The 16,479-nt window shown below is 72.8% G+C and carries 21 protein-coding genes and 3 pseudogenes; 19 read left to right on the top strand and 5 right to left on the bottom strand.

Annotation, left to right across the window (positions count from 1 at the left end; genetic code table 11):
• Positions 1 to 3 precede the first annotated feature (3 nt).
• Positions 4 to 531, bottom strand: coding sequence for a tripartite tricarboxylate transporter TctB family protein (locus AMETH_RS10335; protein ID WP_017981374.1), 528 nt, complete (start codon positions 529 to 531; stop codon positions 4 to 6).
• Entirely contained in the window at positions 528 to 1,514 is a 987-nt protein-coding gene (locus tag AMETH_RS10330; protein ID WP_017981373.1) for a Bug family tripartite tricarboxylate transporter substrate binding protein, read from the bottom strand. The genes AMETH_RS10335 and AMETH_RS10330 overlap by 4 nt, the downstream gene beginning before the upstream one ends.
• A 139-nt stretch (positions 1,515 to 1,653) precedes the next feature.
• Between AMETH_RS10330 and AMETH_RS10325 the strand changes: the two genes are divergently transcribed.
• The 5 genes from AMETH_RS10325 (at position 1,654) to AMETH_RS10310 (ending at position 6,157) form a co-directional block, all read left to right on the top strand.
• A complete protein-coding gene (locus AMETH_RS10325) occupies positions 1,654 to 3,213 on the top strand; it encodes a sensor histidine kinase (RefSeq protein ID WP_017981372.1) in 1,560 nt (519 codons plus the stop codon).
• Positions 3,210 to 3,887, top strand: coding sequence for a response regulator (locus AMETH_RS10320; protein ID WP_026152991.1), 678 nt, complete (start codon positions 3,210 to 3,212; stop codon positions 3,885 to 3,887). Before AMETH_RS10325 ends, AMETH_RS10320 begins: the two co-directional genes overlap by 4 nt.
• 228 nt (positions 3,888 to 4,115) lie before the next feature.
• Positions 4,116 to 5,117, top strand: a complete 1,002-nt coding sequence (locus AMETH_RS10315; RefSeq protein ID WP_476692321.1) for a CobW family GTP-binding protein — start codon at positions 4,116 to 4,118, stop codon at positions 5,115 to 5,117.
• Positions 5,118 to 5,182: 65 nt separating this feature from the next.
• Positions 5,183 to 5,332: a hypothetical protein gene (locus AMETH_RS38660; protein ID WP_017981369.1), complete on the top strand. Its 150-nt coding sequence runs from the start codon at positions 5,183 to 5,185 to the stop codon at positions 5,330 to 5,332.
• Between the two features lie 111 nt (positions 5,333 to 5,443).
• Positions 5,444 to 6,157: a GAF and ANTAR domain-containing protein gene (locus AMETH_RS10310; protein WP_017981368.1), complete on the top strand. Its 714-nt coding sequence runs from the start codon at positions 5,444 to 5,446 to the stop codon at positions 6,155 to 6,157.
• Between the two features lie 430 nt (positions 6,158 to 6,587).
• Here AMETH_RS10310 and AMETH_RS10305 read toward each other — a convergent pair whose 3' ends face one another.
• Both AMETH_RS10305 and AMETH_RS10300 read right to left on the bottom strand, forming a co-directional pair.
• Complete coding sequence (locus AMETH_RS10305) at positions 6,588 to 7,358, bottom strand: crotonase/enoyl-CoA hydratase family protein (RefSeq protein WP_017981367.1); 771 nt, start codon at positions 7,356 to 7,358, stop codon at positions 6,588 to 6,590.
• Positions 7,359 to 7,445: 87 nt separating this feature from the next.
• Positions 7,446 to 8,135, bottom strand: coding sequence for a helix-turn-helix transcriptional regulator (locus AMETH_RS10300; RefSeq protein WP_017981366.1), 690 nt, complete (start codon positions 8,133 to 8,135; stop codon positions 7,446 to 7,448).
• A 106-nt stretch (positions 8,136 to 8,241) separates the two neighbouring features.
• On the opposite strand from AMETH_RS10300, the gene AMETH_RS10295 reads away from it, so the two are divergent.
• Both AMETH_RS10295 and folE read left to right on the top strand, forming a co-directional pair.
• Positions 8,242 to 8,766, top strand: a complete 525-nt coding sequence (locus AMETH_RS10295; protein WP_017981365.1) for a DUF2231 domain-containing protein — start codon at positions 8,242 to 8,244, stop codon at positions 8,764 to 8,766.
• A gap of 24 nt (positions 8,767 to 8,790) precedes the next feature.
• Positions 8,791 to 9,390, top strand: a complete 600-nt coding sequence (folE, locus tag AMETH_RS10290) for a GTP cyclohydrolase I FolE (protein WP_017981364.1) — start codon at positions 8,791 to 8,793, stop codon at positions 9,388 to 9,390.
• Between the two features lie 3 nt (positions 9,391 to 9,393).
• Here the strand turns inward: folE and AMETH_RS10285 are convergent, their stop codons facing one another.
• Complete coding sequence (locus AMETH_RS10285) at positions 9,394 to 10,275, bottom strand: MerR family transcriptional regulator (protein ID WP_017981363.1); 882 nt, start codon at positions 10,273 to 10,275, stop codon at positions 9,394 to 9,396.
• Positions 10,276 to 10,528: 253 nt separating this feature from the next.
• On the opposite strand from AMETH_RS10285, the pseudogene AMETH_RS41385 reads away from it, so the two are divergent.
• The 12 genes and pseudogenes from AMETH_RS41385 to AMETH_RS10240 all read left to right on the top strand — a co-directional run.
• Positions 10,529 to 10,609, top strand: a pseudogene (locus tag AMETH_RS41385) (TetR family transcriptional regulator); the annotation flags it as partial.
• Positions 10,610 to 10,660: 51 nt separating this feature from the next.
• Complete coding sequence (locus tag AMETH_RS10280; RefSeq protein ID WP_267283477.1) at positions 10,661 to 11,029, top strand: TetR family transcriptional regulator C-terminal domain-containing protein; 369 nt, start codon at positions 10,661 to 10,663, stop codon at positions 11,027 to 11,029.
• A 58-nt stretch (positions 11,030 to 11,087) separates the two neighbouring features.
• On the top strand, positions 11,088 to 11,438 hold the full coding sequence (locus tag AMETH_RS39860; protein WP_223843304.1) for an MFS transporter: 351 nt from the start codon (positions 11,088 to 11,090) through the stop codon (positions 11,436 to 11,438).
• Positions 11,423 to 11,896, top strand: a complete 474-nt coding sequence (locus tag AMETH_RS39855; protein WP_223843193.1) for an MFS transporter — start codon at positions 11,423 to 11,425, stop codon at positions 11,894 to 11,896. The genes AMETH_RS39860 and AMETH_RS39855 overlap by 16 nt, the downstream gene beginning before the upstream one ends.
• Positions 11,878 to 12,171, top strand: a complete 294-nt coding sequence (locus AMETH_RS38655; RefSeq protein ID WP_026152986.1) for an MFS transporter — start codon at positions 11,878 to 11,880, stop codon at positions 12,169 to 12,171. The genes AMETH_RS39855 and AMETH_RS38655 overlap by 19 nt, the downstream gene beginning before the upstream one ends.
• Before the next feature lie 264 nt (positions 12,172 to 12,435).
• Entirely contained in the window at positions 12,436 to 13,182 is a 747-nt protein-coding gene (locus AMETH_RS10270) for an acyltransferase family protein (protein ID WP_223843192.1), read from the top strand.
• Positions 13,179 to 13,921, top strand: a pseudogene (locus tag AMETH_RS42500) (phosphosulfolactate synthase). The gene AMETH_RS10270 and the pseudogene AMETH_RS42500 overlap by 4 nt, the downstream one beginning before the upstream one ends.
• On the top strand, positions 13,914 to 14,312 hold the full coding sequence (locus AMETH_RS10260) for a VOC family protein (RefSeq protein ID WP_017981358.1): 399 nt from the start codon (positions 13,914 to 13,916) through the stop codon (positions 14,310 to 14,312). The pseudogene AMETH_RS42500 and the gene AMETH_RS10260 overlap by 8 nt, the downstream one beginning before the upstream one ends.
• Positions 14,312 to 14,823 (top strand): annotated as a pseudogene (locus AMETH_RS42495) (histidine phosphatase family protein). The gene AMETH_RS10260 and the pseudogene AMETH_RS42495 overlap by 1 nt, the downstream one beginning before the upstream one ends.
• 46 nt (positions 14,824 to 14,869) lie before the next feature.
• A complete protein-coding gene (locus AMETH_RS10250) occupies positions 14,870 to 15,634 on the top strand; it encodes an enoyl-CoA hydratase/isomerase family protein (RefSeq protein WP_017981356.1) in 765 nt (254 codons plus the stop codon).
• Positions 15,635 to 15,761: 127 nt separating this feature from the next.
• A complete protein-coding gene (locus tag AMETH_RS10245; protein ID WP_156131641.1) occupies positions 15,762 to 16,040 on the top strand; it encodes a hypothetical protein in 279 nt (92 codons plus the stop codon).
• Between the two features lie 29 nt (positions 16,041 to 16,069).
• Positions 16,070 to 16,453 (top strand): hypothetical protein, encoded by a 384-nt coding sequence (locus AMETH_RS10240; protein WP_017981354.1) that lies wholly within the window; start codon positions 16,070 to 16,072, stop codon positions 16,451 to 16,453.
• The last annotated feature ends 26 nt before the right edge of the window (positions 16,454 to 16,479 follow it).

The following is a 16,479-nucleotide window of genomic DNA, read 5'->3' as shown; positions in this document are numbered from 1 at the left end:
GAGCTACAGCACCCCCATCAGCGGGCCGCCGGGCAGCGGAACGCCCAGCAGCACCGTGAAGACGAACCAGGTGACCAGCGAGACGCCGGCCGCGATCAGCGGATCCCGCACCAGATGCCTGCTGCCCAGCGCGTAGGCCGCGCCCCAGAACATGATCGCCGACGACAGCGGGAACCCGAGCGTGTCGATCAGCGCCGCGTTCGCCAGGAACGCGCCCGACAACAGCAGCACCGTGCGCCAGTCCGCGGGGGCGTCCAGGTCGACGTCCTCCCCCGCCTCCGCCTCGCCCCGGCCGCCGCGCAGCACGTCGCGCGCCAGCAGCAGCGACACCAGCAGCAGCAGCGAGCCGACGAGGATCGGCACCGCCTTCGGGCCGACCGGTCCGCGCTGCGTGAAGTCGGTCGGGATGCTCAGGGCGTCGACGAGCACGAGCACGCCGACAGCGAACAGGAAGACGCAGACACCCAGCTCGGAGTGCGTGCGCCACCAGGACTTCGGCGCGGCGGCCGTCTTCTCCTCGATCACGCTCATGCGAGCCCCAGCTCCTTCAGCACCGCGGCCACCCGGTCGTTCTCCGTCTTGAGGAACGCCGCGAAGTCGTCACCCGGCTGGAAAGCCGGCGTCCACCCGTTGCGCTGCAACGCTTCCCGCCACTGGGGCGTGTCCTGCAGGCGCGTGAACAGCCCGATGAGCCGTTCCCGGTCGCTGTCGGACAGCCCCGGCGGCGCGACGATGCCGCGCCAGTTGGTGAACGAGACGTCCACACCGGACTCCTGGAGCGTCGGCGCGTCGATGCCCGGCACGCGTTGCGGGCTGGTCACCGCCAACGCTCGCAGGGCGCCGGACGCGATCTGGTCGCGGGTCTCGCCGATGCCGGAGACGCCGAACCCGACCTTGCCGCCCAGCACGGACGCCATCAGCTCGCCACCGCCGTCGAACGGGATGTAGTTGACCCGTGTGGGCGGGATCCCGGCCGCCTGCGCCATCAGCATCGGCGCCAGGTGGTCCGGCCCGCCGGGCGCCGAGCCGCCGCCGACCGGGACGCTGCCCGGATCGGCGCGCCACGCCTCGACCAGCTGCTGGATCGTCTGGTACGGCGAGTCCTTGCTGACCACGACGATGTCGGCCTCTTCGGTCAGCTTCGCGATCGCGGTGGTGTCCTGCAGCGACGACGGCGACTTGTTGGTGTAGACCGAGCCGACCACGCCGAGCCCCATGGACATGGCGAGCTTGCCGTTGCCGCGCTCGTTGACCAGACGGCCGAGGCCGACGGTGCCGCCCGCACCGGGCAGGTTGAACACTTCGATGTTGCCGTTGAGCCCGGCGTCCTCGACTGCCTTCACGGCCGTGCGGGCCGTGATGTCGTAGCCGCCGCCGGGTGAGTTGGGGACCATCATCCGCAGGCCCCTGATCTGGGGCCCGGTCTCCTCGCCGCCCGCCGACACCAGCGGGGGGACGAGGAGGAGAGCCACGGCCGCGCCGAGAACGGCGAGCCAGGCCTTGCGATTCTTCATCAGCGCACCTCGTTGTGGAGCTTCGTTGCCCGGCATCGTGCACCGGGGCCGCGCCGCTGTCACCCGTTAGGCACCTATCGGTCGTTGTGGTCATTGTGGTCACGGCACGATCGGGCGGCGTGGATGCGATAGTGAGGGCGTGGGTGCGCAAGGATCGCTGGCCCGCCAGCTGCTGGGCTGGCAGCTGATCATCGTGTTCGCCCTGCTCGCGTGCGTGTTCGGCTACTCCGCCGTGCAGTCCGACCGGACGTTCACCGACACGCAGGGCCGCAAGCTGCTCGCCGTCGCCGAACAGGTCGCGGCGACCGCCGGGGTGCGGGCGAGCCTGGCCGATCCGATCCGGCGGGACGCGCTGCCCGCCTTCGCCGAGTCCGCGCGGACCCTGTCCGGGGCGGACTCGGTGATCATCGCCGCGCCCGACCGGATCGTGCTCACCTCCCCGGACCCGAACCAGCTGCGCACCGAGCTGCCGCTGGGCGCGAGCACCGTGCTGCAGGGGCGTGCGTGGGTCGGCGAGATCTCCGGGCAGCTGGTCGCGCACGTGCCGGTGATCGGGGACGCCGGGCAGATCGTCGGGATCGTCGCGGCGGGCACCGAGACGCCCGGCTTGTTCGAGGGTGTGGCGAACTCGCCCAGCGCGGCGCTGACGATGCTGGGGCTCGCGACCGTGGTCGGGGTCGCCGGGTCGCTGCTGCTCACCTGGCGCGTGAAACGGCAGACGCTGGGCATGGAGCCGCGGGAGATCACCGCGCTGGCCGAACACCGGGAAGCGCTGCTGCACGGCATCAAGGAGGGTGTGCTCGGCCTGGACTCCCAGCACCGCGTCACGCTCGTCAACGACCACGCCCGCGACCTGCTGGCGCTGCCCGCGGACTGCGTCGGGCGGCCGGTCGCGGAACTGGGGCTCAACGAGCGCCTCACCGACGTGCTCACCGGACGCGCGCACGGCGTCGACCAGATCGGCCTGCGGGCGGGGCGGGTGCTGGCGCTCAACCGGATGCCGATCGCGCGCGGCGCCGTCGTGACGCTGCGGGACCGCACCGAGCTGGCCGCGCTGCGCGAGGAGCTGGAGGCGACGTCGCGGGCCACGGACACGCTGCGGGCACAGGCCCACGAGTTCAGCAACCGCCTGCACACCATCGCCGGGCTGATCGAGCTGGGCGAGTACGACGAGGTTCGGCACTACGTCGACCTGGTCAGCCAGGCCCAGACGAAGTGGCAGGAGGAGGTCACCGCGCACATCGCCGACTCGGCGGTCGCGGCGCTGCTCATCGCGAAGGCCAGTCTCGCCGCCGAGCGGGGCGTCGGACTGCGGCTCGCGCCGGGCACCGGACTGGACGATGTGGACGACCGGTTGTCGGCGGACCTGGTGACCGTGGTCGGCAACCTCGTCGACAACGCCCTGGACGCGCTGGCCGGGCGGGACGGCGACTGGATCGAGGTCGAGATCCGGCAGGCCGCGGACGCGGTTTCGGTGGTGGTGCGGGACTCCGGGCCGGGGGTGGCTCCGGAGATCGCGACCGAGGTGTTCACGCACGGGTTCACCACGAAGGCGGCCGAGCACGGCGGCAGGCGCGGGCTCGGTTTGGCGCTGACCCGCCAGACGTGCCTGCGCCGCGGCGGTTCGGTGGCCGTGCACAACGCCGACGGTGCGGTGTTCACCGCCGTCCTGCCGACCCGAGCGGAGGTGCCCCGGTGATGCGGGTCCTGGTGGTGGACGACGACTTCATGGTCGCGAAGGTCCACAGTGGATACGTGTCGCGCGCGCCCGGGTTCACCGTCGCCGGGGTAGCGCACACCGGCGCGGAGGCGCTGCGCGCGGCGCGGGAGCTGCACCCGGACCTGGTGCTGCTGGACATCTACCTGCCCGACGTGGACGGCCTGTCGGTGCTGCGGCAGCTGCGGTCCGGCCCGGCGACGCAGGACATCGACGTCCTGATCATCACGGCCGCGCGGGACGTGGAGACGGTGCGCGGCGCCCTGCGTGGCGGCGCGCTGCATTACCTGATCAAGCCGTTCTCGTCGTCGGCGCTGCAGGCGCAGCTGGAGGAGTTCGCCACGCTGCGGCGGAAACTGCACCGGCTGGCGCAGCGCAGCACGGCCGGGCAGGAGGACGTGGACGCGGTCTTCGGCGCCCGTACACCGAAAGCGCTGCCGAAGGGGCTGACCGAGCAGACGGCCGAACTGGTGCGGCAGGCGTTGCAGGCGCATCCGGACGGCCTGTCGGCGAGCGAGTGCGCCGGGGTGACGGACCTGTCGCGGCCGAGCGCGCGGCGGTACCTGGAGCACTTCGTGGCCGCCGGCCGGGCCGAGGTGCGGCTGCGCTACGGCGGAACCGGGCGGCCGGAGCGGCAGTACCACTGGCGCGGTTGAGCACGCCCTCCCCGTCGGCCGGCGGAGCCCCGCCTGCTCAACCACGCCACGCAGGCGGCGGCCGCCCCGCAACCGCGTGGACCAGCCGGCGGGGCGACACTGCCCCTGGCGTGGCCGGGTGCGCACCTCGCAAGCAGCGCCATCCCGGCAACCCCGCACCCACCACGGCGGGCGCGCCGGAGCGGCGATCCCACTGGCACGGCCGGGTGCGCGCTAGGGTGTCGCGCGGTGAGCACTTCCGAGGCGATTCCCGTGGTCCTGGTCGCCGGTTACCTGGGCTCGGGCAAGACGACACTGGTCAACCACCTCCTGACGCACGCCCACGACCACCGCATCGGCGTGATCGTCAACGACTTCGGCCGCGTCAACGTGGACGCGCTGGCCGTCGCCGGGCAGGTCGACGCCATGCTGCCGATGGGCAACGGCTGCCTGTGCTGCGCGGTCGACACCGCGGGCCTGGACCGGATGCTGGAGCGGCTCGCCGAGCCGGAGCTGGGCATCGACGCGATCGTCATCGAAGCCAGCGGCCTCGCCGAGCCACGCGACCTGGTCCGGATGCTGCTGTCCAGCGAGAACCCCCGCGTCGCCTACGGCGGGCTCGTCGAGGTGGTGGACGCGGTCGAGTTCGAAGCCAACCGGGTGCGCCACCCCGAGCTGGACGAGCACCTGCGCTTCGCCGACCTGGTGGTGCTGAACAAGACCGACCGGCGCGACGATCCCGGCCTGGTCGAGCTGGTGCGCAAGGTGAGCGACGGGCGGCCGGTGGTGCGGTCGGCGTTCGGCGCGATCGACCCCGGGCTGCTGTTCGACGCGCGCGAGCGAACGCCGGTGGCGCGGCAGCTGTCGTTCGACGACCTGCGGCACTCCGACGGCGAGGTCCACGAACACCTGCACGACGCCTACCGCAGCGTCGAGTTCTCGTGCGACACGCCGCTCCACCCGCGGCGGCTGCTGGCGTTCCTGACGGAACGGCCTGCCGGGCTGTACCGGATGAAGGGGCCGGTGCGGTTCGCCGTGCCCGGCTACGACGACCGGTTCCTGCTGCAGACCGTCGGCCCGTACCTGCGGTTCCACCGGTCGCCGTGGGGCGCGGAGGCCCCGGCCACGCGCCTGGTGCTGATCGGGACCGGTCTCGACGAGGACGACCTGCTGGCGCGGCTGGCGGCATGCGCCGAACCGGCGGAGCTGCCGGAACGGGCGATCCTGCCGCTGCTCAAGTACTGCGAATAGCAACGCAGGTAACCCCGCACCGCCGGGGCGCGATAGGCGACGCAACCCGGCAAGGAGTGGTTCCCATGCGCGCATCCGCCATCCGGTGGTTCTGGCTGCTCGTGGCGCTCGCGTTCGCGGGCACCGCCGCGGCCGAGGTCTACCTGGCCATCACGATGGGCGCGGCCTGGGCGTGGGCGCTGGCCGGGCTGCTCGGGCTCGTTTCCGCGGCCTGAGTCGCGGCGGCCTTCCGTCGGGACCGCGTCAGCCCGCCGAGGGACCCTGGGATCTGAAACCGGGGGCAGCAGCCCCTGTCGCCGCCGGGGGCCATGCACGAGACTGTCCAGGTGACGGACGAACTCATCAAGCCGGCCGACCTCGAGCTCGCGGACGCGCTCAGTGCGGTGGTGCGCACTCTCGAACCGGAACCGGACGTCGAGCAGACGGTCGCGCACATCGTGCAGGCCGTCGCGGCGACGGTCCCCGGCACCGAGGACGCCGGCATCTCCCTGCTGCAGTCGGGCAGCCTGAAGTCCGTCGCACCGTCCAGCGAGCGGGTCTCGCGCCTCGACCAGCTGCAGCACAAGCTGGGCGAGGGCCCCTGCGTGGACGCGGTGTTCACCGACATCGTCTACCGCACGTCCGACATCGCCGCGGACGAGCGCTGGCCGAAATTCGGGTACGCCGCCGCCGAGCTGGGGATCAACTCCATGCTCGCGGTGCGCCTGTTCACCGGCAAGACGCTGCTCGGCGCGCTCAACCTGTACTCGACCCAACGGCGCGCGTTCGACGACTCCGCCGAGCATGTAGCCGGCCTGTTCGCCGCGCACGCGGCCGTCGCGCTGGCCGGGTCGCGCGCGCAGGCGCAGCTGCGCAACGCGCTGGAGTCGCGCGACGTCATCTCGATGGCCAAGGGCATCCTGATGGAGCGCCACCAGGTGACCGACGACCAGGCGTTCGACCTGCTGGTCCGCGCCTCGCAGAACACGAACCGCAAGCTGCACGAGGTCGCGCGCTGGCTCGTGACCGGCACGAACAACGCGATCAACGAGAACAGCTGACCGCCCGAGCCGCCGGTGGTGCTCCACCCGGCTGGGCCGATGCGGCGGCGCGCTGGGTGGCCCACCACGCCGCGGGGCGATCGCCTCCTGTCTAGCGCTCCACGCGGCAGGGCCGGCTCGATCCCGCGCGCCGCCAGTTGACGGGCCATCGCGCCGCGAGCCCGCCACCCCTGGTGGTGGTCCGCGCGGCGGCTCGAACCCCGCGGCAGCGCCGGTCGGCGGCCCACCGTCCCGGCGGGAAGCGAGGCACGAACCGCCGCGAGCCGGTCACCCCTGGGTGGTGCTCCGCGCCGCAGACGCGCTCCGCGCGACCGGGCCGCCGCGAACGCACGGCAGCGCAGCTCGGCGGCCCACCGCCGCCGCGGGGGAACGCGGCACGAACGCCGCGGCGCGCCGCCGCTGCTCTGTCGGTGCTCCGCGCCCGGCAGCGCTAGTCGAACGAACCCCCGCGGCCTGCGCCCGCCGCGAAGCGTTGTGCGCCGCGCACCGCGTCGGCGGCCATCGAGACCATGCCGTGCCGCCATTCGTTCGCCATCGCGGCCTGCTCGTCCATCCCGTCCTGCTCCAGCAGCGACAGCCGGTCCTCCCGCAGGCACGTCTGAGGGAACCCGGCGATCGCCGCGGCGAGCTCCTCCGCCGCGGCGCGCTCGGTGCCCGCCGGCACGACCCGGTTCGCCAGGCCCATCCGCAGCGCCTCCTCGGCCGCCACCGGGCGACCGGTCAGCACCAGGTCCATCGCCTGGCTCACCCCGATCAGCCGGGGCAGCCGCACGGTGCCGCCGTCGATCAGCGGCACCCCCCAGCGCCGGCAGAACACCCCGAACACCGCGTCCTCGGCGGCGACCCGCAAATCGCACCACAGCGCGAGTTCCAGCCCGCCCGCGACGGCGTGCCCGGCGATCGCCGCGATCACCGGCTTGCCCAGCCGCAGCCGCGTCGGTCCCATCGGGCCGGGGCCGTCCTCGCCCAGCCGGTTGCCGCGCTCGGTGCCGATCGCCTTGAGGTCGGCGCCCGCGCAGAACGTGCCGCCCTCGCCCCACAGCACGGCGACCGCGGCGGAGTCGTCGGCGCCGAACGCCTCGAAGGCCTCCAGCAGCGCCTGCGCGGTCGGCCCGTCGACGGCGTTGCGCGCGTGCGGGCGCGACAGGATCACGGTGTGGACGGGGCCGCTGCGCTCGACCCGGACGGCAGGTTCCACCATGCCGCCACGTTGTCACAACCCCCCGTGCTTGTCACTCAGCCGAGTGTCACGCCCGCGGGCCGGCCGGGCGTCGCTTGGAACGGCTGCTCAGGACCTGGCCCGCAGTTCCACGCAGCACTCCCCCGGGCGCGGTTCCAGGGCCGCCTCCACGCTCGCCGCGTCGAGGCCGGAGAGCACGCCACCGAGGAAGGAGTGGTTGATCCCGCACACCACGGCCGGTTCGCGCGCGGCCAGCGGGTGGAACGGGCAGTTCCGCAGCCGCACGCACACCGGGGACTCGCGGCTGGGTTCGAAGCCGTGCCGTTCCACGACCTCCGTGGCGACGGTCAGCGCCCGCTCGGCGCCGAGGCGCCCCGGCCGCGTCCGCTCGCGCTCGGCGGTCCCGATCGCGCGGCCCCGCTCCCGCGCGACGCGCAGCGCGGCGTCGCGGGCGTTCTCGCGTTCGCCTTCGTCCAGCACCGCGCCGAGCAGGATGTCCGCGAGCAGGTCGTGGTGGCGGGGTGGGATGCTGACCCGCACCTCTTCGCCGGAGGGCTCGTAGACCTTCGGGGTGCGGCCCGCGCCCCGGCGTTCGCCGACGAACTCGTAGCGCGCCCGCAGCAACCCGGCCGCCACGAGCTTGTCGAGGTGGAACGCGGCGAGCTTGCGCGAGATGCCGGCGGAGGCGGCGGCCTCGTCCCGCGTGACCGGGCGCCGGGCCTGGCGGATGAAGGCGTACATGTTGCGCCGCAGCTCGTCGTCGAGCGCGGCCAGCGCCCGGATCGACCCCTCGCTCATCGGGTCACGATATCACCCAATCTCACCTGCGCAATCGCGCGCTCTTGACGTTCACGAGCAATAAGACCAAACTTCATTGGCGAAAACTGAGTAGCCGGAGGTCGTCATGGCAGACGCGAAACGGCCGGCGAGCGCCACGCTCGCCGGGCCATACGGGCACCCGTTCCACCCGATCCTGGTGACGGTGCCGATCGGGGCGTGGGTGAGCAGCCTGGTGTTCGACATCGGGTCCCGGATCGTCGCCGGGCCGGGGTTCCTGACACGGGGATCGGTCTGGCTCATCGCCATCGGGATCATCGGCGCGCTGCTGGCCGCGGCCACCGGCGCGCTCGACCTGCTGGCGGTGCCGCGCGGCACCCGGGCCTTCCGGACCGGCCTCACGCACATGGGGCTCAACCTCGCCGTCACCGGCGCGTTCGCCGCCGGTTTCTTCTGGCGGCAGGGCGAGCTCGACGGGCGAGTCGGCATCGGCCCGCTGGTGCTGTCCGCGGCCGCGCTGGCGGCCTTGGCGGTGTCCGGCTACCTCGGCGGCAAGCTCGCCTACCGCTTCGGCGTCCGCGTCGCCGCCGAGGACGTGCAGGCCGAGGGGTACCGCCCACGACCGGCCCACCGCACCCGCCCCGCCCACTGACCCACCCGACCGAAAGGCACGTCCGTGCAGTCCGAAACCGCCCTGCGAGTCGTCCACGAGCCCGCCGAGGGAGTCGACCTCGCCACCGCCGAGCTCCACGCCGCCCAGTTCCTCGAAGCCCTGGGCGTGTCGCTGGAGTCGGAGAGCCTCCGCGGTACGCCCGGCCGGATGGCCCGCGCCTACGCCGAGCTGTTCTCGCCGCGGCCGTTCGACCTGACCACGTTCCCCAACGACGAGGGGTACGACGAGCTGGTGCTGGCGCGGGGGATCCCGGTGCGGTCGGTGTGCGAGCACCACCTGCTGCCGTTCGTCGGCGTCGCGCACGTCGGGTACCTGCCCGGCGAGCGCATCCTCGGCCTGTCCAAGCTGGCCCGGATCGTCGAGCACTTCGCGCGGCGCCCGCAGGTGCAGGAACGGCTCACCAAGCAGGTGGCGGACTGGCTCGCCGAGCACGTGCATCCGAAGGGCGTCGGGGTGGTGATCGAGGCCGAGCACACCTGCATGACGCTGCGGGGCGTGCAGGCCGTCGGTTCGAGCACCGTCACCTCGACGCTACTCGGCACGCTGCGCGAGGACGCTCGGTCCCGCCAGGAGTTCTTCGCGCTGACCGGCGTCAACCCCTGACGCTCAGGCCAGAGCCTCGACCGCCTCGGCCAGGTTGCGCAGGTGCCGCGTCCCGTCCGGGAGGGCGAGGCCGTCCCAGCCGGGGCCGGCCACGAAGAGCCGCGTGCCGGTCAGCTCGTCCGCCGGGACCTGGCGGGCCAGCTCGGTCGTGTGCGCCCACACGACCGTCGCGGCCGGCTTGCGCACCGTCACGGTCGTGAGCAGGGACCGCGGCGGCACCCGCGCGCCGAGCGAGATCGCGCCGCGGCCGCGTTCGGCGAGCGCGTGCCGCAGGACCTCCAGCGGCAGCGAGTGCTGTTCGTCCGGCGCGCACGCCAGCAGCACCGACGCCGAACCGGTGCCGCCCAGCGAGACCGCGTGCAGCGCCGCGATGATCCCGTCAGTGGCGAGGTGCTCGACCTCGACGGGCCCGCCCGGTTCGGCGCACCGCTCGCCCAGCTCCTGCAGGAACGGGACGAGCAGCTTCTGCCAGGTGTCGACGGTGCCGTGCCGGTCGAGGAAGCCGACCACGATGCGGCGGAACGCGTCCGGGTCGAGCTTCTCGGCGGCTCCGCGCAGTGACCGCCGCCGGCGGCTCGCCACCCGGTCGGGCACCTGACCGGGCGGGCCGATCGGCGGCACCGCACCCGCGCTCACGCTCGCGGCCGCGCTCGCCACCGGCACGCCCTGGCGCACCAGGTGCACCACGCGCTCCAGGCGTCGCAGGTCGCCGACCGTGTACCTGCGGTGCCGGCCCGGTTCGCGGGAGCTCGGCCCCAGCCCGTGCCTGCGGTCCCAGCTGCGCAGCGTCGCGACCGCGACACCGAGCCTGCTCGCCACCGCGGCAGGGGTCAGCACCGCTTCGGGCGGTACCGCTTCACGCGCGGCCCGCCCCGTGCGGCTCATCAGTTCACGCCTCCCGATGACTTCCGGTCACCGCCCCACCGGGCGGATCCATCATTCGATTGTGCAACATTCGCGCCTCTCTTGGTTGACGATCAACTCGGTAAGCGGACAGCAGGGGCACAGGCAGACCAGGGTTACTGGAACGATCGGTTGGCAATACGCTACGCCGCCGATCATGGCGAGGACCAAGGAGTTCGATCCCGACGTCCCGTTGCGCGCGGCGCTGGAGCTGTTCTGACGCCGGGGCTACGAAGCCACCTCGATGCAGGACCTGGCCGACCACGTCGGCCTCAACCGCGCCAGCCTGTACGCCACCTACGGCAGCAAGCACGACCTCTACCTGCGCGCCCTGGACCGCTATTGCGAACTGCGCGGCATCGAGACGATGACCTCACTGAACCGACCCGGCCCGGCGCTCGACACGGTCCGCGACTTCATCCGCTCCTACGTCACCGAATGCCGTGAGGACGCAGAGCGCAAGGGTTGCCTGGTCACCAACACCGCGACCGAGCTGCTGCCCCGGGACGCGAAGGCGGCCCGCCGGGTGGACATCGCCTTCGGGGAGCTGGAGGCCGCGCTGGCAGGCACTCTCTCCCGCGCCCAGCAGGAGGGCGACCTCGCGCCGGACAAGGACCCGCGGGCGCTGGCCCGGTTCCTCGTCACGTTCATCCAGGGCATCCGCGTGGTCGGCAAGACCGACGACGCCCGCCGCCTGCACGAGACCGTCGACCAGGCCTTGTCGCTGCTCGCCTGAAAGCCCTTGCGGCTTGACCTAATGCTGGAACGTACGGTTGTCTATGAAGTGCGTGCGCATGCCGCGCGCGATCTGCGTGCTGAGCCTCGGCGTGTTCGCGATGGTCACGAGCGAGTTCGTCGTCGCCGGGCTGATGCGCCAGCTAGCGGACGGGCTCGGCGTCACGGTGCCGCAGATCGGCTACCTGATCACCGCGTTCGCGGTCGCGATGGCGGCAGGCGGTCCGGTCCTCACCGCCGCCCTGATGCGGCTCGCGCCGAAGACCGCGCTGATGCTGTTGTTCGCGGTCTTCCTGGCGGGCAACGTGCTGGCCGCGACCGCGACCGCGACCGGCTACGGCACGATGCTGGTCACCGCGTCGTCACCGGCGTCGCCGCGCAGGCGTTCTTCGGCATCGGCATCTCGCTGACCGCCCAGCTCACCCGCTCGGAGGTCCGCGGGCGCGCGATCGCCGTGGTGATGAACGGCCTGATGCTCGGCACCCTGCTCGGCCTGCCGCTCGCCACGGTCGTCGGCGAGAACCTCGGCTGGCGCGCGGCGTTCTGGGCGATCGGGGTGCTGGCCGTGGTCGCGGCGCTCGCCGGGGTGCCCGCGCTCGCCCGCGTCGGCCGACGGCGGCACCGTCCGCGAGGAACTGGGCGTGTTCCGCGCCCCGCGGCTGTGGCTGGCGCTGTCGACCAGCACGCTCATCATCGGCGCCACGTTCTCCGCGTTCAGCTACTTCACGCCGAGGTCACCGGGTTCGACGGCGGCACCGTGCCGCTGCTGCTCGTCGCCTACGGCGCGGCCACCGTCTGGGCAACGTCGTCGTCGGACGCCTCGCCGACCGGCATACCCTGCCCGTCCTGGTGGCCGGCCTCGCGCTGAACCTGGTCTTCCTCGCCGCGTTCGCGGTGCTCGCCGACCTGCCCGCGCCCGCGCTGGTGGCGATGCTCGGCATCGGGCTGGTCGGCGTGACGATGAACCCGGCGATGGTGACTCGCGTGCAGCGCGCCGGCAACGCCCGGCCGCTGGTCAACACCGTGCACTCGTCGTTCATCACGCTCGGCGTCATCCTCGGGTCGTCGCTCGGCGGGCTGGTGATCGACACGTCCGGGCTGCGCACGCCGCCGTGGCTCGGCGCCGGCCTCGCGGCGCTCTAGGTGCTGCGCCGTGAACCGCGGGCCGCGGGGGACGGGCGGTGAGCCGGCGGGGCGAGCACCTGCACTACGTCGACCTGGTGCGCGTCCTGACCGTCGGGCTGGTGATCGGCCTGCACGTGCTGGCGCTGGCGCCGTTCGCGCCGGGGGTGCCGATCGGCGGTCTGATCATCGTCTTCCACGTCAGCCGCGAGGTGTTCTTCCTGCTGACCGCGTTCGTGCTCACCTACAGCACGGCGCGCAAGCCGCGGTGGCGTGCTCGTGTCGATGCAGATCTACCTGGTCTGGCCGGCGGTCCGGGCGCTCATCGCGGTGACCCGGCGGTACCACTGGGCGCTGCTGGCCTTCGCGGTGGCGTTCCAGCTGGTGTTCTCGCTCGCCGTGCAGCAGCAGTGGAACCTCGGCGGGCTGTCCGGGTGGGTGCACGCGCCGGAGGCCTGGCTGCCCAGCTACCTCGGCTACGTGCTGGTCGGCGCGCTGGCCGGGACGCACCGGGAACGGCTCGTGGCGTGGACCCGTGCGCACGTGCGGGCGGTCCTCGGCGGGTGCGCGGCGGCGCTGGCGCTCGGCGTGGCTGTCTACCGGGGACAGGTCTACCTGGCCGGGCAACCGCCGCTGGTGGCCGGCATCGTGTTCCAGCCCGTCGTCGCGGTGGAGAGTTTCGCCGTGGCCTGGACGTTCCTCGCGCTCGGTCTGGTGTGGACGGAGCGCGGGACGCCGTGGCGCGGTCTGGTCCGCGCGGCCTCCGACGCGTCGTTCGGCGTGTACCTGATCCACCCGCTGCTGCTGCAGGGCCTGCTCCTCGCGGTCGCCGCCGCCGGCCCCGCGCAGCCGCCGGACGCGGTCCTGCTGCCCGTGCTGGTGCTGGCGGTCGTCCCGCTCGTCTACTCCGTGTCCGGCCTGGTCACCGCACTGGCGCGGCGCACCCCGGCCAGCCTCGCCCTCACCGGGCGGGCCCGGGTGCGCGCACGCGTGCCCGCACCCGCCCTCGTCCCCACAGGAGGAACCCGATGAACACCGGTGTGACCATGGTGATCGACCCCGGTCTGCCGACCGGCGCTTTCACCGACCTGGTGACCAGCCACGGCGACCACATCGACCTGCTCAAGTTCGGCTGGGGCACCGCCTTGGTGACCAGGGACCTGCACCGCAAGGTCGCCGTGCTGCGCGAAGCCGGGATCGGCTGCTTCTTCGGCGGCACGCTGTTCGAGCACTACCTGGTGCGCGACCGGCTGGACGACTACCTCGCGTTCGTCGACGACGCCGGCGCCACCCACATCGAGGTGTCCCACGGCACGATCCCGTTGTCCCAGCACGACAAGGCGTCCTACGTCGAGCGGATGACCGGTACCGGCCGGTGCTCGCCGAGGTCGGCTACAAGGACGCGGGCCGTTCGGCCTGCCTCGGGCCGGGCGACTGGGTCGCCGCGATCACCGAGGACCTCGCCGCGGGCGCGGACTTCGTGATCACCGAGACGCGCGAGAGCGGCCGCAGCGGCCTGGCCAGGCCGGACGGGCACGTGCGTGAGGACGTGCTGCACGCGGTGATCTCCGCCGTCGACCACCGGCGCCTGCTGTTCGAGGCGCCGACCAAGGACCTGCAGGTCGAACTGATCCAGGCGCTCGGGCCGTCGGTGAACCTCGGCAACATCGCCACCACCGACGTGCTCGGCGTGGAAACCCTGCGGCGCGGGCTGCGCGCCGACACCCTCATCCAGCTCACCCCGACTCCGAAGGGAACCGTCCATGCGTGACCCTCGCGATGCCTGCCACGTCGCCATCCCGGCCCGCGACCTCGACGAGGCCGCCGAGTTCTACGTCTTCGGCCTCGGCGCGAAGCTGGCCCGCCGCTACGACGACCGAGTCACGTTCGACTTCTTCGGCGACCAGCTCGTGTGCCACCTGTCGGAGAACGTGCCCGCCGAGGCGGTGGCCTACCCGCGGCACTTCGGCGTGAGCTTCGCGCGGGCCGAGGACTTCGACCGGCTGGTGCGGGTCGTCGAGCACCGGAAGCTGAGGGTGCTGTCCGGGCCGTCGCTGCGGTTCGAGGGGACGGCCGAGCAGCACCGGACGTTGTTCCTGGTGGACCCGTCGAACAACGTGCTGGAGTTCAAGAACTACGACGACCCGCGGTTGCAGTACTGATGGCCGTGCACCTGGTGCGGCACGGGCAGAGCGCGTGGAACGTCGCCGGCCGCGTGCAGGGGCAGTCGCCGCGGGCGGGTTCGCTCACCGCGGCGGGGCGGGCGCAGGCGGCCGCGCTGGACGTGGCCGGGACGGTGCTCGTGTCGAGCGATCTGCCCAGGGCTCGGGAAACGGCGGAGATCATCGCGGCCCGGCTGGGGTTGCCGGTGCTGGTCGACGCCGGTTGCGGGAGCAGCGGCTGGGCGCGCTGGAGGGCAGGCGGTTCCCCGGAGTGCAGCCGGTGATCGACAGCCTCTGGGCGCACCCGCGGCGGCTGCCGCCCGGTGGCGGGGAGAGCGTGGCCGACCTGCACCTGCGGGTGCGGCGGACGCTGGGCAGGCTGGCGGCGCGGCACGCCGGGGAGGAGCTGGTCGTGGTAACGCACGGCGGCCCGATCCGCGTGGCGACGACCGGGGTGGACCGGTGTCGGGGTCCGCGGTGCCGCGGGTGGCGGTCGGGAATGCGGCGGTGATCACTGTGCGTCCGGGCGCGGCCGTCTAGTCTGCGGCCTTGTGACTGTGCGCCTGGACCTCGAGCCCACCGGACTGGCCGTGCTGACGATCGACGCCGGGCCGCTCAACCTGTACACGCTGGAGCTGCACGCGGACTTCGACGCCGCGCTGGACCGCCTCGGGGATGCGCGGGCGCTGCTGATCCGCGCCGAGGGCAAGATCGTCAGCGGCGGGGTCGACGTGTCGCTGTTCGCCGCGCAGGAGACGCCCGGGCAGGCGAAGGAGCTGTTCGACCGGATGCTGGCGTTGCCGGACCGGATCGCGGCGCTGGAGATCCCGACGGTGTTCGCGGCGCACGGCTTGTGCCTGACGTGGGCTTTTGAGGTCGCGGTGGCGTGCGACTTGATCCTCGCGGCGGAGCGGGCGTCGTTCGGGCTGGTGGAGAAGGTCGTCGGCCTGACCCCGGCGATGGGCGGCACGCAGCGCCTGGCCGCGCGGGCGGGCGTCGGGCGGGCCGCGGAGTTCGTGATGACGGGCGACCGCTACCCGGCGGCCGAGCTGGAGCGGTGGGGCGTGGTGAACCGGGTGCTGCCGGACGCCGGGTTCGACGAGGCCGCCCGGTCCTTCGCGGCATCGTTGGCGGAGGGCCCGACGCGCGCCCACGTGGCGACGAAGAAGGTGCTGTCGCACTTCGCGAACGGCGGCGTCGCCGAGGCGAACGCCGCGATTACCTCGATCGCGGCGGACCTGTACCGGACGGAGGACCTGCGCAACGCGGTGCGGTCCTTCCTCGAAGAGGGGCCGGGGAAGGCCACGTTCACGGGCCGGTAGGGGCCCTGCGACTGTTACTGAACAGCACTCGAAGGCAGTAACGGACGCGAAAGATTCGGCCTTACTCTCTGGTATGTATGCCGTTCAACGGCGGCTCGTGGCTCTCCGGCGCAGAGGGGGCGAGGGTGTGTTCAAGAGTTTCGTAGCCTGGCTCGACTCGTACATCACCGAGGAAGGTCTTCCTGCTGCACTGAAAGCCGTGGTCGGCTTGCTGGGCTTCGCGGGCCTGCTCGGCACCCTGTTCGGCAGCCTCCCCATCCGGGCCGGCGCCCGTGCCGCCGTGGCCCTGTCCGTCCTGGGGGCCGTCACCGCCATCTGGCGGGACCGGCGCGAACCGCTGCGTGAACACGAGGAAGACCGGAAGCTTGCTCGCGCGCTACACCGACCTCATCCTGCGGGAGCCTGAATCCCAGGTCGTGATCAAAGTGGCAGCAGGTGACCCACATCGAGTGCAACGGCGACGTCCACGAGTCGAGCATGATGCTCGCGGAGGCCGTGAAGGACGAGCCGCACCTGATCCGCCTTCACGTCGGCAGCGCCTGGAACCAACCCGAGAAACGACGTCGCAAGGTGCGGATCCGGGCGCGGAGCTTGACCGTCGGCGGCACGCCGGGGCCGGAGCCGCACGTCACCCGCACCTGGGGAGTGCACCACCAGGTAGTCCTTCCGCGCGGTGTGCACGCGGTATACAAACCCGTCGGGACCGTCGCGACCCGGATCGAGGCGGGCCATGACGCGTTGGGCCGCTCGACGTTCACGTGCTCGATCGCCGACCTGCCGCACCACGAGACGGTGGGCATGCGGCTGCAGCTGAGCTGAGGCACCCCCGGCGGACAGCTTGCCGG

It is taken from the genome of Amycolatopsis methanolica 239 (genome assembly GCF_000739085.1).
GTDB lineage: Bacteria > Actinomycetota > Actinomycetes > Mycobacteriales > Pseudonocardiaceae > Amycolatopsis_E > Amycolatopsis_E methanolica.
The sequence above is the reverse complement of the archived record's forward strand: the minus strand, read 5'-3'. Positions and strand labels throughout refer to the sequence as shown.